Source organism: Allobosea sp. GW823-FHT02B03 (assembly GCF_058797755.1).
Genome location: NZ_JBXAJY010000007.1, coordinates 353,345 through 367,215 on the forward strand (window position 1 = coordinate 353,345; position 13,871 = coordinate 367,215).

The 13,871-nt window shown below is 66.4% G+C and carries 14 protein-coding genes; 10 read left to right on the plus strand and 4 right to left on the minus strand.

Going from position 1 to position 13,871, the window contains the following annotated elements; translation table 11 throughout:
- Positions 1-21: 21 nt before the first annotated feature.
- The 3 genes from AC1REK_RS24450 to AC1REK_RS24460 all read left to right on the plus strand — a co-directional run bounded on the left by AC1REK_RS24450 (position 22) and on the right by AC1REK_RS24460 (position 2,590).
- Entirely contained in the window at positions 22-1,314 is a 1,293-nt protein-coding gene (locus tag AC1REK_RS24450) for a saccharopine dehydrogenase family protein (protein WP_492269607.1), read from the plus strand.
- Between the two features lie 610 nt (positions 1,315-1,924).
- Positions 1,925-2,050 carry a hypothetical protein gene (locus tag AC1REK_RS24455; protein WP_316016371.1) on the plus strand — a complete coding sequence of 42 codons (126 nt, stop codon included), beginning with the start codon at positions 1,925-1,927 and terminating at the stop codon, positions 2,048-2,050.
- Positions 2,051-2,161: 111 nt separating this feature from the next.
- Positions 2,162-2,590, plus strand: coding sequence for a GreA/GreB family elongation factor (locus tag AC1REK_RS24460; RefSeq protein WP_492269606.1), 429 nt, complete (start codon positions 2,162-2,164; stop codon positions 2,588-2,590).
- 104 nt (positions 2,591-2,694) lie between these two features.
- Here AC1REK_RS24460 and AC1REK_RS24465 read toward each other — a convergent pair whose 3' ends face one another.
- On the minus strand, positions 2,695-2,979 hold the full coding sequence (locus AC1REK_RS24465) for a helix-turn-helix transcriptional regulator (RefSeq protein ID WP_390893169.1): 285 nt from the start codon (positions 2,977-2,979) through the stop codon (positions 2,695-2,697).
- 67 nt (positions 2,980-3,046) lie between these two features.
- Between AC1REK_RS24465 and AC1REK_RS24470 the strand changes: the two genes are divergently transcribed.
- Genes AC1REK_RS24470 through mnhG form a run of 6 tightly spaced genes read left to right on the plus strand, consistent with a single transcriptional unit; the run spans position 3,047 to position 9,056 of the window.
- Positions 3,047-5,971: a monovalent cation/H+ antiporter subunit A gene (locus AC1REK_RS24470; protein WP_492269605.1), complete on the plus strand. Its 2,925-nt coding sequence runs from the start codon at positions 3,047-3,049 to the stop codon at positions 5,969-5,971.
- Positions 5,971-6,315 (plus strand): Na+/H+ antiporter subunit C, encoded by a 345-nt coding sequence (locus tag AC1REK_RS24475; RefSeq protein ID WP_327522810.1) that lies wholly within the window; start codon positions 5,971-5,973, stop codon positions 6,313-6,315. The genes AC1REK_RS24470 and AC1REK_RS24475 overlap by 1 nt, the downstream gene beginning before the upstream one ends.
- The gene (locus tag AC1REK_RS24480; RefSeq protein ID WP_492269604.1) at positions 6,312-7,943 is read left to right on the plus strand and encodes a monovalent cation/H+ antiporter subunit D; all 1,632 of its coding nucleotides are present in this window, start codon (positions 6,312-6,314) and stop codon (positions 7,941-7,943) included. The genes AC1REK_RS24475 and AC1REK_RS24480 overlap by 4 nt, the downstream gene beginning before the upstream one ends.
- Positions 7,940-8,425 (plus strand): Na+/H+ antiporter subunit E, encoded by a 486-nt coding sequence (locus AC1REK_RS24485; RefSeq protein ID WP_492269603.1) that lies wholly within the window; start codon positions 7,940-7,942, stop codon positions 8,423-8,425. The genes AC1REK_RS24480 and AC1REK_RS24485 overlap by 4 nt, the downstream gene beginning before the upstream one ends.
- Positions 8,422-8,703, plus strand: a complete 282-nt coding sequence (locus AC1REK_RS24490; RefSeq protein ID WP_492269602.1) for a K+/H+ antiporter subunit F — start codon at positions 8,422-8,424, stop codon at positions 8,701-8,703. The genes AC1REK_RS24485 and AC1REK_RS24490 overlap by 4 nt, the downstream gene beginning before the upstream one ends.
- Entirely contained in the window at positions 8,700-9,056 is a 357-nt protein-coding gene (mnhG, locus tag AC1REK_RS24495) for a monovalent cation/H(+) antiporter subunit G (RefSeq protein WP_327522806.1), read from the plus strand. The genes AC1REK_RS24490 and mnhG overlap by 4 nt, the downstream gene beginning before the upstream one ends.
- 23 nt (positions 9,057-9,079) lie before the next feature.
- On the opposite strand, the gene AC1REK_RS24500 is transcribed toward mnhG, so the two are convergent.
- Complete coding sequence (locus AC1REK_RS24500) at positions 9,080-10,267, minus strand: helix-turn-helix transcriptional regulator (protein WP_492269601.1); 1,188 nt, start codon at positions 10,265-10,267, stop codon at positions 9,080-9,082.
- A 232-nt stretch (positions 10,268-10,499) separates the two neighbouring features.
- Here AC1REK_RS24500 and AC1REK_RS24505 point away from each other — a divergent pair, with 232 nt between their 5' ends.
- Positions 10,500-11,285: a hypothetical protein gene (locus AC1REK_RS24505; protein WP_492269600.1), complete on the plus strand. Its 786-nt coding sequence runs from the start codon at positions 10,500-10,502 to the stop codon at positions 11,283-11,285.
- Positions 11,286-11,376: 91 nt separating this feature from the next.
- On the opposite strand, the gene AC1REK_RS24510 is transcribed toward AC1REK_RS24505, so the two are convergent.
- A complete protein-coding gene (locus AC1REK_RS24510; protein ID WP_492269599.1) occupies positions 11,377-12,534 on the minus strand; it encodes an acyl-CoA dehydrogenase family protein in 1,158 nt (385 codons plus the stop codon).
- Positions 12,535-12,550: 16 nt separating this feature from the next.
- Positions 12,551-13,714: a dihydrodipicolinate synthase family protein gene (locus AC1REK_RS24515; RefSeq protein WP_492269598.1), complete on the minus strand. Its 1,164-nt coding sequence runs from the start codon at positions 13,712-13,714 to the stop codon at positions 12,551-12,553.
- Positions 13,715-13,871: the final 157 nt, after the last annotated feature.

Sequence of the window (13,871 nt, forward strand, 5' to 3'; positions counted from 1 at the left end):
CAGAAAGGAAACCCCAGCAGAATGAAAAGGAACGTTCTGATCATCGGCGCCGGCGGCGTCGGCCAGGTCGTCGCCCATAAATGCGCCCAGCACAACGACGTGCTCGGCGACATCCACCTCGCTTCGCGCAGCATCGAGAAATGCGAGGCGATCCTTCGCTCCGTTCGCGAGAAACGCAGCCTGAAGACCGGCGGCCGGCTCGTCGGCCACGCGCTGGATGCGCTCGATGTCGAACGAACCGCCCAGCTGATCCGCGACACCGGCGCCGAGATCGTCATCAATGTCGGCTCGGCCTTCCTCAACATGTCGATCCTGTCGGCCTGCATCGCGACGGGTGCCGCCTATATCGACACGGCGATCCACGAAGACCCGCTGAAGATCTGCGAGACGCCGCCCTGGTACGGCAATTACGAGTGGAAGCGGCACGCCGACTGTGCCGGCGCAGGCATCACCGCGATCCTCGGCGCCGGCTTCGACCCCGGAGTCGTCAACGCCTACGCGGCGCTGGCGCGCGACGAGTATTTCGACAAGATCGATTCCATCGACATCGTCGACGTCAACGCTGGCGACCACGGCCGCTATTTCGCGACGAATTTCGATCCCGAGATCAATTTCCGCGAGTTCACCGGTCAGGTCTGGTCCTGGCAGAAGGGCGAGTGGACCGCGAACAAGATGTTCGAGGTCAGCAAGAAATGGGACCTGCCGGTCGTCGGCAACCGCACCACCTATCTGACCGGGCATGACGAGATCCATTCGCTGTCGAAGAATCTCGACGTGCCGAACGTCCGGTTCTGGATGGGCTTCGGCGAGCGCTACATCAACGTCTTCACCGTGCTGAGGAATCTCGGCCTGCTCTCAGAGCAGCCGGTCAAGACGGCGGAAGGGCTCGAAGTGGTGCCACTCAAGGTGGTGAAGGCGGTCCTGCCCGATCCGTCCTCGCTGGCGCCGGACTATGCCGGCAAGACCTGCATCGGCGATGTGGTGAAGGGGGTGAAGGACGGGCAGAAGCGCGAGGTCTTCATCTACAACGTCGCCGACCATGAGGAGGCCTATGCCGAGGTCGGCAGCCAGGCGATCTCCTACACGGCCGGCGTGCCGGCCGCCGCCGCGGCAATCCTCGTCGCCAAGGGCGACTGGGATGCGCGCAAGATGGTCAATGTCGAGGAGCTGGCGCCGCGCCCCTTCCTGCGCCTGCTCGACCAGATGGGCCTGCCGACGCGGATCCGCGATGCCGAAGGCGACCGGCCGCTGAGCTTCGAGGGCAAGCCAGCCACCGCCGCGACGCGGGCAGCCGAGCCGGCCCTCGCGGGCTGATCGCGCCGGTACCGGCCGACAGGCAGAGGGCAGGCCATGGGCGGCCCTCTGCCTCCCACGTCCGAAGCCCGGCTGCCCTACGCGGCCGGGCCGCGGGCAGCGACTACAGGACTGCGCGCAGCCGGCAGGACAGCACCTGCGGTCCACCCGAAAGCGAAAACGTCAACAGAAAGAGGAAATACCGATCACCCGCACAGATATTTTTCGAAACACGGCAGGTTCACAGAGCATCATTTCCAAATATAATTCTTTAATAGCACTTATTTCTGAGATTTTAGTTCCTCCTTCGCGAGATTTGACTTTCACTCACCTTCGTCCGATGGTCTCCGCGTCATGATCGGAAACCAGCCCCCCGCAGGGGTTTTCTGCACGGCCCTTCGCCTCGCACGCCGGTAGCCCTGGTTCGGCGCATCGCCTTTTCGGCCTCCGCGCGACCGAGCCAGGGAGAACCGCATCGCCCGCATGTCTTGCGGCGCAGGACCGGACTCTCGGAGCCCGGTCGGCGACGCCGTGCGACATCGCGCCAATCGAGACCCTCCGGATGCTGCCCGCCTCCCGGCCGAGCCCTTTCGCGCGCCGGCCCGGCAGATCCGTGCCCACAGGAACCGACATGAGCAACAAGCGCAAAGGCAATCGTGAAGCGAAGAAGCCGAAGCAGGTGAAGCAACCGGCACAGGCCGCCTCCTCGATCGCCGATCTGAGCAAGCAGCAATTGGGCAGGAAGCCCAGCAAGTAACCAACGCAGCGCCCACAGCTGCACGCATGATCAGCGGGCGGGCCATTCCGGTGGTCCGCCCGCACCGTTCGTCAACCCAAAATGGCCCCCGCGGCCGATGGAAAGGCACAGGTGAACCCGCTTCCGCAGATCACGATCACCTATGAAGACCTCGCCATTCTCTCGGCGCTCGTCCCGCAGGCGATGGCAGCGGGCCGCTATGCTGCAGCCTCGCGTCTGGCTGACGAACTACACCGCGCACACGTGGTCGAGGCTGCGCAGGCCCCGCAGGACTGCCTGTTCCTGCATGTTCCCGGGCAGTATCTGGAGGAGCGCAGCGGCGCCGTCCGCGAGGTGACGCTCGTTCCCGGCCGGGGCAATGCCGCGGTCGGGCTGGTCTCGGTGCTGAGCCCGGTCGGGACCGCGCTGCTCGGGCTCTCCGCAGGACAGCGCACGGGCTGGCTGGATCCGCGCGGCAAGCCGCGCATGTTGCGTCTGCTGCGGGTCCACCACCAAGATCGAGCGAACGCCAAGCGGCCGGCAACCGAACCGCGCCCCTGACGAAGCCGAAAGGCAATGCTGGCCGCGCCATGCTCTGCGGCGGATGGTCGCCGCCGGGGCCCAACTCGGCCCGGCCCGCCAGCCTTCGCGAAAAACCCGCGACCTCAGTCGCGCTCCTGATTCCGCTGCAGCCGCACGCCTGGCCCCTCGCGGCTATCCGGCAGGAAGCGAACGCCGGCCCGCTCGAAAGCGGCGAGGACAAGCGCCTCGGAGGCCCGCTGCAGCTCGTGGCGCTCACGTTCGAAGTCGCGGACCGTGCTGCGCGAGACTCCGGCAGTGGCTGCGAGCTGATCCTGCGTCCAGTTCAGCAGTCCGCGCGCGGCGCGACACAGTTCAGGACGTAAATTCATGGCGTTGGCCCATTGCCTTCGGCTGCCTGAGTCAACCATAATGGACGGAATCGGGCAAGGCTGGAGTTTTTTGCGGCAGTCCAACTGAAAGGATCCTTGATCGATCATGGCGGACGATGCCGTATTACTGAGCCTGATCATCGCCCTGCCTTTCGTTGGCAGCCTGTTAGCCGCGCTCCTGCCGGCCAATGCCCGCAATGCGGAAGCCTGGCTGGCCGGCCTGATCACGGTCGGCATCCTGATCATCGCCGCGATCCTGTGGCCCAAGGTCGCCGAGCCCGCCGTGGTGCGAGCGCAGTTCGAATGGCTGCCGGAATATGGCCTGAACTTCGTGCTGCGGCTCGACGGCTTCGCCTGGCTTTTCGTCCTGATGATCGCCGGGATCGGCCTGCTCGTCGTGCTCTACGCGCGCTACTACATGTCGCCGGAAGACCCGGTTCCGCGCTTCTTCTCGTTCCTGCTCGCCTTCATGGGCGCGATGCTGGGCGTCGTTCTGAGCGGGAACCTGATCCAGATCGTCCTGTTCTGGGAGCTGACCAGCCTCTTCTCCTTCCTGCTGATTGCCTATTGGCACCATAGCCAGAGCGCTCGCGACGGCGCGCGCATCGCCCTCACCGTCACCGCAGCGGGCGGGCTCAGCCTGCTCGCCGGCATGCTGCTGCTCGGCCATATCGTCGGCAGCTACGACCTCGACGTCGTCCTGGCCTCCGGCCAGAAGATCGTCGCGCACCCGCTTTATCTCGCGGCGCTGATCCTGGTCGCGCTCGGCGCGCTGACCAAGAGCGCGCAGTTCCCCTTCCATTTCTGGCTGCCGCGGGCCATGGCCGCGCCGACCCCGGTCTCGGCCTATCTCCACTCCGCCACCATGGTGAAGGCCGGCGTCTTCCTGCTGGCGCGGCTGTGGCCGGCCATGGCAGGGCACGAATACTGGTTCTGGGTGCTGGCCCCGGTCGGCGTCGCGACGCTGGTGATTGGCGCCTTCCTGGCACTGTTCCAGCAGGACCTGAAGGGGCTTTTGGCCTATTCGACGATCAGCCATCTCGGCCTGATCACGCTGCTGCTCGGTCTCGGCAGCCCGCTCGCAGCGGTCGCGGCGATCTTCCACATCATGAACCACGCGACCTTCAAGGCCTCGCTGTTCATGGCGGCGGGGATCATCGACCATGAGGCGGGCACGCGCGACGTCCGCCGGCTCGGCGGGCTCTACCGTGCCATGCCGATCACGGCGACGCTCGCCATGGTCGCTGCGGCCTCGATGGCGGGCGTGCCGCTGCTCAACGGCTTCCTCTCGAAGGAAATGTTCTTCGCCGAGACCATCGAGTACCATGTCGACACGGCGCTCGATCATCTGCTGCCTTATATCGCGACCGTCGCCGGCATGTTCAGCGTCGGCTATTCGCTGCGGCTGATCCATCAGGTCTTCTTCGGTCCGCCCGCGACCGACCTGCCGCACAAGCCGCACGACCCGGTGATCTGGATGCTGCTGCCGGTCGGCCTGCTGGTGCTGATCTGCCTTCTGGTCGGCATCGTGCCGGCGCAGACCGTGGGCGGCGTGCTCGCGGTCGCGGTCGAGTCGGTGCTGAGGGGGCAGACGCCGAGCTACAGCCTCGCCGTCTGGCACGGCTTCACCCCGGCCCTGCTGATGAGCCTGGTGGCGACGGCGGGTGGCATCGTCATCTATCTCTCGATGCTGCGCTATCTCTCCGGCAACATCGAAGGCGCACCGCTGCTGCGCGAGCTGAAGGGCAAGCGCCTGTTCGAGCGGGCGATCGTCTTCCTGTCCTGGCGCTGGGCCAAGGGCCTCGAGCAGGTCGTCAGCACGGCCCGGCTGCAGCCCCAGATGCGCCTGCTGATCGGCGTCACCATCATGCTGGCGCTGTGGTCCTTCTACATCCGGCCGGTCTCGCTGGCGCCGGGCAGTGTGCAGGGAGCGGATCTCGAATTCATGCTGGTCTGGCTGGTGGGCGCCGCCTGCGCGCTCGGCGCCGCCTACCAGGCCAAATATCACCGTCTCGCGGCGGTGATCCTGACCGGCGGGACCGGCCTCGCGGTCTGCCTGACCTTCGCCTGGTTCTCAGCTCCCGACCTCGCCCTGACCCAGTTGCTGGTCGAGGTCGTCACCACCGTGCTGCTGCTGCTCGGCCTGCGCTGGCTGCCGAAGCGCATCGAGGGCATCAGCTCCGAGACGATCCTCTCGGCCCGGTTGCGGCGCTTCCGTGACCTGACCATCGCGGTCGGCGGCGGCGCCGGGCTGGCTATGCTCTCCTATCTGGTGATGACCTGGCCGCTCACCGGCAGCATCTCCAGCAACTTCCTCGAGCGCGCCTATACCGAGGGCGGGGGGCGCAACGTCGTCAACGTCCTGCTCGTCGACTTCCGCGGCTTCGACACGCTCGGCGAGATCGCCGTGCTCGGCGTGGTGGCGATCACGGTCTATGCGCTGCTGCGCCGCTTCCGCCCGGCCCGCGACAGCGTCGGGCTGCCCGAGCAGAAGAAGTTCCAGAACCTCTACGACGCCGACATCCAGGGCAGCGGCAAGGACCCGATCAGCGCGCACTACCTCTTGGTGCCGGGCCTGATCATGCGCCTGCTGTTCCCGGTGATAGCGATGATGGCGGTCTTCCTGTTCATGCGCGGGCACGACCTGCCGGGCGGCGGCTTCGTCGCCGGCCTGACCTTCGCGATCGCCTTCATCCTGCAATACATGGCCGGCGGCGCCCGCTGGGTCGAAGCCCGCCTGCGCATCCTGCCGGTCCGGTGGATCGGCATCGGTCTTCTCGCCGCAGCCCTCACCGGTGCCGGCGCATGGCTGTTCGGCCGCCCCTTCCTGACCACCGCCTTTGCCTATGTCGAGGTGCCCGTCCTCGGCAAGCTGCCTCTGGCCAGCGCGCTGCTCTTCGATTTCGGCGTCGTGGCGCTGGTGCTCGGCGCGACAGTGCTCGTCCTGATCGCACTGGCGCACCAGTCGCTGCGCGTCTACCGCGCCGCGGCCGCCGCACGCACCACATCGACGACCGGCGGGAGAAACTGATGGAACTGATCGTCTCCCTCGCCATCGGCATCCTCGCCGGCTCGGGCATCTGGCTGTTGCTGCGGCCGCGCACCTTCCAGGTGATCATCGGCCTCTCGCTGCTGTCCTACGCGGTCAATCTCTTCATCTTCGGCATGGGCAGGCTGCGCGTCGGCGCCCCGCCGGTGCTCGACCCCGCCGCCGCCGGCGACATCTCGCGCTATGCCGACCCGTTACCCCAGGCGCTGGTGCTGACGGCGATCGTCATCAGCTTCGCCATGACCGCCCTCTTCCTCGTCGTCCTGCTGGCCTCGCGCGGGTTGACCCGCAGCGACCATGTCGACGGCCGGGAGGGCGGTTCGTGAACTGGCACGACCATCTCGTCATCGCGCCGATCATCCTGCCGCTGATCGCAGGCGCGACGATGCTGCTCTTCGACGGTCGCGACCGCACGGTCGCGGCCGTGCTCAACCTCGTCTCGACCTTCGGCCTGCTCGCGATCGCGATCGCCCTGGTGATGGGCAGCGCCGGTCCCGATCCGGCCGCCGCGGTCAAGGTCTACCGGCTCGGCGACTGGCCGGCCCAGTTCGGCATCGTCCTGGTGGTCGACCGGCTGTCGAGCATGATGCTGCTGCTCACCGCGATCCTCGCCTGCGCCGCGCTGATCTTCTCGCTGGCGCGCTGGCACAGCTCCGGCAGCTATTTCCACCCGTTGTTCCAGTTCCTGCTGATGGGGCTGAACGGCGCCTTCCTGACCGGCGACCTGTTCAACCTCTTCGTCTTCTTCGAAGTGCTGCTGGCCGCGTCCTATGGCCTTGCCCTGCACGGTTCCGGCCATGCGCGCGTCCGCGCCGGGCTGCACTACATCGCCGTCAACCTCGTCGCAGCATTGGTTTTCCTCGTCGGCGTCAGCATGGTCTACGGCGCCGCCGGCACGCTCAACATGGCTGACCTCGCCGCCCGCATCGGCAGCCTACCGGCGCGCGAGCGCGCCCTGCTGGAAACCGGCACGAGCATTCTCGGCGTCGCCTTCCTGGTGAAGGCCGCCGCATGGCCGCTCGGCTTCTGGCTGCCCGGCACCTATGCGGCCGCGAGCGCGCCGGTGGCGGCGCTGTTCTCGGTGATGACCAAGGTCGGCATCTACGCCATCCTCCGGATCGGCTTCCTGCTGGCCGGCCCCGAGGCTGCTGCCGGATCGGCCCAGTTCGGCGATGTCTGGCTGCTCGCCGCGGGGGCCGCGACCATCCTCTTCGCCATGGTCGGGATGCTGGCCTCGCAGGACCTCGCCAAGCTCGCGAGCTTCTCCGTCGTGGTCTCTTCGGGAACCATGCTCGCCGTGCTCGGCACCAATGATGTCGCGATCATCGGGCCCGCCCTCTATTACCTGGTGTCATCGACGCTCGCGATCGGCGCCTTCTTCCTGCTGATCGAGCTGATCGAACGCGGCCGCGCGCCGACCGACGACATCCTCGCCGTCACGCTCGAGGCCTATGGCATGGAGGATGAGGAGGAGCCGGGCGAAGACGGCGAAGCTGGGGTCGCGGTACCTGCGATCCTCGCCGTGCTCGGAGCCGCCTTCATCATCTCGGCGCTGCTGCTCTCCGGCCTGCCGCCGCTGTCCGGCTTCGTTGCCAAATTCGCGATCCTGGCCGGCGCGCTCGGCCGCAACGACCCGTCGACGCTGACCGGTGTCGCCCCGGCCGCCTGGGTCCTGCTTGTCCTGCTCCTCCTCTCTGGCTTCGTCACGCTGATCGCGATGGTCCGCGCCGGTATCCGCTCCTTCTGGGCGGTGATCGAGCGCGAGGTGCCGCGCGTGCGGGTAATCGAGCTCGCCCCGGTCGCCGTCCTGCTCCTGCTGTGCCTCACCCTCACTTTGCAGGCCGGGCCGGCGATGCGCTTCATGCAGACCACCGCGTCCGGGCTGCACGGCTCGGCAGCCTATATCCAGGGGGTTCTGGGCCCGACCGCCGCTTCGACGGGAGGCAAGCCATGAGCCGCTGGCTGCCTTCGCCGCCGACGACGCTGGGGTTGCTGGCGCTCTGGCTTCTGCTCAACCAGAGCGTTTCGCCGGGGCATATCCTGCTCGGAAGCATCCTCGGCCTGCTCGGACCTTTCCTGCTGAAGCGGCTCGACGTGCCACCGCTGAAGCTGCGTCGGCCCGGCTCGATCCTGCGGCTGCTCGGCATCTTCATCGCCGACATGATCCGTTCCAACATCGCGGTCGCCCGCGTCATCCTGGCGAACGATCCTCGCCGCAAGAACGGCTTCGTCCGCATTCCCCTGCGGCTGCGCTCGCGCTACGCACTCGCGACCCTGGCCTGCCTCATCACCGCGACGCCCGGCACGAGCTGGGTCAGCTATGACCCCGCGACGGGCGTGCTGGTGATCCATGTGCTCGACCTCAGCGAGGGGGACGACTGGGCCGCGCTGATCGAACGGCGCTATGTCGGGCTGCTGGTGGAGATCTTCGAATGAGCGCCACGATCCTCGCCTTCGCCCTCGTCGCCGGCCAGGTCATGCTGGCCCTAGCCATGGTCGCCGCCTGCTACCGCATCCTGCGCGGGCCGCGCGCCCAGGATCGCGTGCTCGGCATGGACGCGCTCTATCTCAACGCGATGCTGCTGCTCCTCGTTTTCGGCATCGGCTCCGGAACGACGCTCTATTTCGAGGCTGCGCTTGCGATCGGGCTGCTCGGCTTTGTCTCGACGGTGGCGATGGCGAAGTTCCTGATGCGGGGGGAGGTGATCGAATGATAACGCTCCACGCCCTGCCCGCCTGGGCCGCCCTGCTGGTCGCGTTGCTCATCCTCACCGGTTCGGGGCTAGCCCTGATCGGCGCGCTCGGCCTGCTGCGGTTCAAGAGCTTCTATGAGCGCGTGCACGCGCCGACGCTCGGCTCGACGCTGGGGATGGGCTGCATCCTTCTCGCCTCGATGCTGTATTTCTCGATCGGCCAGACACGGCCCGTGGTGCACGAGATCCTGATCGGCCTGTTCATCACGATCACGACGCCGGTGACGCTGCTGCTGTTGGTCCAGGCGACGCTTTACCGGGACCGGCAGGAAGGCCGCGACCCGCTGGACGGAAGCAATCGTCCGGACGCATAGAGCGCCCTTCTCAACCCTTGCCTTTAGATCGTGGATTCGGGTGAGCGGGCACTTTCCGCGAGCAGCAGTGAGAGAAGCTCGCGCTGATTATGCGTCCCTGTCTTGCTGAAGGCGCTTTTGATGTGGGCGCGGGCGGTCTCGTAGGTGACACCCAGCTCCTTCGCGATGTCGACCAGAGAGCCGCCGAGCCGCAGCGCATTCGTGACGCGGGCTTCCTGCTCGGTCAGGCGATAGCGTGCCCGAAAACGAACCACGGCGTCGAACCGATCGGGAGGAAGCACCCTGAGGATCACCAACGCCGTGACCGCCGGACTGAAATAAGGAAGCGGACCGCGCAAAGCCAGCGAGTGCAGATTCGAAGCGAGCGGAAGGACCGAGACCGTGAGCCGGATGCCGGCCAGTTCGACGGGGAATTCGGCATGGCTCCCGGCCCCTCCAGGATGCCTCGCACAGGTGGCCTCGACCGACCTTGCGAACCTGGCGTCGATCTCGGGCAAGCCGAACGATACGATATCGCGGGCACGCACATTGATCAGCATGCCGCTGCCGATCAGCGCCTCGGCCGCCGAATTTGCCGCGACGAGTTTGCATTCGGAGTTCACGATCAAGGCGGGATCGAGCAGGTTTTGCATGAGACCATCACTGGGAATTGAGCATTGACCGCGCAGAACGGCGCGATTGCAGTCGAGCGCCCGGCGCATGCGCGATGCCAGGGCCTGCATTACCGGCGCCATTACTTCGTTTATCCGCTCATGGGAGCGGCTATCGTAGTGAGCACAGAAGAACGCGACCCGGTCACGCTCATGGGCGATCTTGAGTCCCAAGGCCATGTCGGCCCGGCCCATGGGCTTCAGCCAGTCGTTGTAGAATTCTGTGGCTTCGAGGACGCGGCGGGGCAGGAGCGCATCGGCAATCTCGACCTTCGAGGTCGCCATCTCCTTCCAGATTCCCAACCATGGATTGCGAGAGGCGTAATACAGAAAGTACGGCTCGAGATTGACATCCTCCCAGCCCGCTCCGGCGAGAGGCATGGCGTAAGGGGCCAACCGGTCATGGCCTTGAAAAAGAACCCGCGCATCCGGGTGCAGGGACTGGAAAGCAGCGCAGACGTCGTGCCACCGATCAGGGGCCAGCGCAGCCGCATCGATGACTTCCCCAATCTGCGCGACCGTGCGAGCGAACTCGGCACTATTCAGCCCGCGCAGCGCCATCCCGGATCCCCCGACCCTTTTCTAGTTAAGGCCGATCATTCTCCAGCAGGAACCGAAGAGCAATGGCTGCCGACTCGCCATGTGCGATCAGTCGAAACTTAACTATCGGCGAAGTAACTGTCTTACCCCAATTGGGTGAGGGCCGAGATCCTGAATTGCGGCAGATTTGAAACTAGCCGATCAAGGCGAGCCTGCTCGAATCGGGGGATGGGCAGTGAAGGGCCTATGCGTAATGTGCCTTGCCGAAACGAGGGGACGCTGTCGTCTTTGTGACAAGGCTGATACCGAGCCGTGTACCTGCCAGGGTGTCGACGCCGACGCCATAAGAATGGTCACGCTTAGCCAGCTATGGGGCGCCGCAGCGCTGGGACCGAGCCAGCACCCTGCCATCCGTGCCGTGACAAGCTCCAAGGAGCTCCATGCCATCGGACGCCTTCGCTACCGGCTTTTCGTCGGGCGCGACGGCGAGAGTTCCACCTATTCCAACCATGGCGAAGGCTGGCTGCTGGAGCCGATCGATACGGCAAGCCTCAATCTCTGGGCCGGGCCGGAGCGGCGCTGCCTCGCCGCGGTCCGGATCACCCAGGGAGCCGACGCCGTCACCGATCCCCAGCTCCTGGCAATGCTTCGACATAGCGTACTGCCGCAGGCAGCATATCCCGGCTGTCTGGTGCTCTCGCGCCTGGCGATCCGGCACGAGGCTCGCGCGCGGGCGCTTGCTCCGGCCCTCGCCCGGCATGCCTACCGGGTCGGGCTCGCGGCCGGCGCCAGCATGGCATTGCTCGGTTCCCGCCCCGCAGAGGTTGGGTCCTTCCTGCGCCTTGGCTTCAAACCGTCCGGCACCGCGTGGAGCGAGCCTGGCGTGGGCGAGCGTCGTTGCCTGACGCTCGCGCTGCGCGACCGCGCTGCGCTCCGTACAGCCAACTCACCACTGCTGGCGGAGCTCGAGGCGTTCGAGGCCAATGGGTCGGCCGGAACCGGAGAGGTCTCGATCCTCAATCTCAGCGACGATCTGTGAGGTCCGGCGCCAGCACGGGCCCGCCGCCTCTCGCGACCTCCCATTGCCCTACCTCTGTTGACTAGGCATGGAACGGCCAGAGCAAGGGTGATCAGCCTCCGGCGCCGTTCTTGATCAGCTCTCGCGCGATAATGGTGCGCTGGATCTGGTTGGTGCCCTCGTAGATCTGGGTGATCTTGGCGTCGCGGTAGAGGCGCTCGACCTCGAAACCCTGGATATAGCCGGAGCCGCCGAAGATCTGCACGGCGTTCGCGGTCTGCGCCACCGCCATGTCGCTGGCGAAGCATTTGGCGATCGAGGCGGCCGAGGTCGCCGGCGCGCCATGGTCGATCAGCAGCGCCGCGCGTTCGACCAGCGCCCGGGCCGCAGCGATGTCCTTGGCCATGTCCGCCAGCATCCATTGCAGGCCCTGGTTCTCCAGGATCGGCTTGCCGAACTGGCGCCGCTCGCGAGCATAGTCCAGCGCCGCCTCGAGCCCGGCCTGCGCGATGCCGACGGCTAGCGCACCGATGCCGACGCGGCCCTTTTCGAGCACGCTCATCATGATGTGGAAGCCGCGCCCCTGTGGCCCGAGCAGCGCCGCGCGTGGCACCTTGACGCCGTCGAAGTTCAGCGCGCCGACCTGGCTCGCGCGCTGGCCCATCTTGTGTTCCTTAGGCCCGCGCGAAACGCCGGGCGCGTTGAGGTCAACGATGAAGATGCTCATGCCGCGATGGCCTGCGGAGGGATCGGTCGAGGCCAGCACGAAGCCGAGGTCGGCGACCGGCGCATTATGGATCCAGAGCTTGCCGCCATCGATGACATAGCCGTCGGCGGTCTCGCGCGCGGTGGTGCGGACATTGGAAAGGTCGGAACCCGCCTCGGCCTCGGTCAGGCAATAGGCGACGCGGGTCTTGCCCAGCAGGATGTCCGGCAGATGGCGGGCGCGCTGCTCGGCCGTGCCATAGCGGGTCAGCAGCGTGCCGATCAGCTCGACGAGACCGCACTGGTCGGCGACCGAGGCATAGCCGCGCGACAACTCCTCCATCACCAGCGCATAGGCATAGGTGTCGAGCCCGGCCCCGCCATGCTCGGGATCGGCGGTGATGCCGAACAGGCCGAGCTCGCCCATCTGGCGATAGATCTCAGCCGGGAAGGCCGAGTCGCGGTCGAGTTCGGCAGCAACCGGGCGCACCACCTCATTGGCGAAGCGGCGGGCGGTGTCGCGGATCTGCTGGTAGAGCGCTGTGTCCTGAAGCGGCGCGTGCATGGGTTTTCTCCCGTCCTCAGGCGATGCCGTTCAGGGCGCAGAGATGACCCATCCGCGTTGTCGCGCGCTCGGGATCGGCGAAGAGCCCGGCACGGTCGGCCAGGCGGAAGAGATCGGCATAGTGCAGGATGCCGCGGGCCGATTCAGCGCCGCCGACCATGCGGAAATGATCCTGGAAGCCGTTGAGCCAGGCGAGGAAGACGACGCCGCTCTTGTAATACTGGGTCGGGGCCTCGAAGAGCCGGCGCGCCAGGGTGACCGTCGGGTCGAGAATGGCGTGGAAGCCCTGCCGGTCGCCCGCATCGAGGCAGGCGAAGGCGGCCGCCGCCGCCGGGGCGATCGGATCGAAAATGCCGAGCAGCCCGTGCGAGAAGCCCTGCTCGTCGCCGCCGATCAGCTCGGCATAGTTGAAGTCGTCGCCGGTATACATCACGACGCCGTCCGGCAGCTGCCGGCGCATGGTTATCTCCTTGCCGGCATCGAGCAGCGAAATCTTGATGCCGTCGATCTTGGCGGCGTGCTCGCGGATCAGCGTCAGCACGGTCTGCATCGCCGGCTCGAACTCGCGGCTGCCCCAATAGCCGGCGAGAGCCGGGTCGAACATCTCGCCGAGCCAGTGCAGGATGACCTTGCCGCGGCACTGGCCGATCAGCCGGCCATAGACCGAAAGGTAGTCGTCCGGCCCCTTCGCGACCCGGCAGAGCGCGCGGCTGGCCATCAGGATGATCTTGCCGCCATGCTTCTCGACATGGGCGATCTGTTCCTCATAGGCCCGGATGACGTCGTCGAGCGTCCGCACCGCGGCGAGATCGAGCTGGTCGGTTCCGGCTCCGCAGGCGAGATCGGCACCCGGCACGGTCTTCGCCTCGGCGAGTACGCGGGCGATCAGCTCGGCGGCATTGCTCCAGTCGAGGCCCTGCCCGCGCTGCGAGGTGTCCATCGCCTCGGCGATCTTGAAGCCGAGCCCCCAGAGGTGGCGCCGGAAGGCCAGGGTCGCATCCCAGTCGAGCGCCGGCACGCGCCAGGGCTCGTTCAGCTTGCGCGGATCTGCAACGACATGCGCCGCGGCGAAGACCGTGCGTGTCCGCGAGGGAGCATGGGCCTGAGGAAAGCGCGAGGCCGGCGCCAGCGTGTAGCGCTCCGTCCCGCCATCGGCCCGGGGCAAAGTGATCTCGGCCATCGCGTCCTCCCAAACTGGAACGTTCCAGTTATTTTGTCTGCTTCAACCGCTATAATTCATTCTTTTGGCGATTTGAAGAGAGATATTGCCACACATCTCGCGCACTGATATGGAACGTTCCAAATTCAACAAATGCCTTCGGGCAAACGGGACGAAG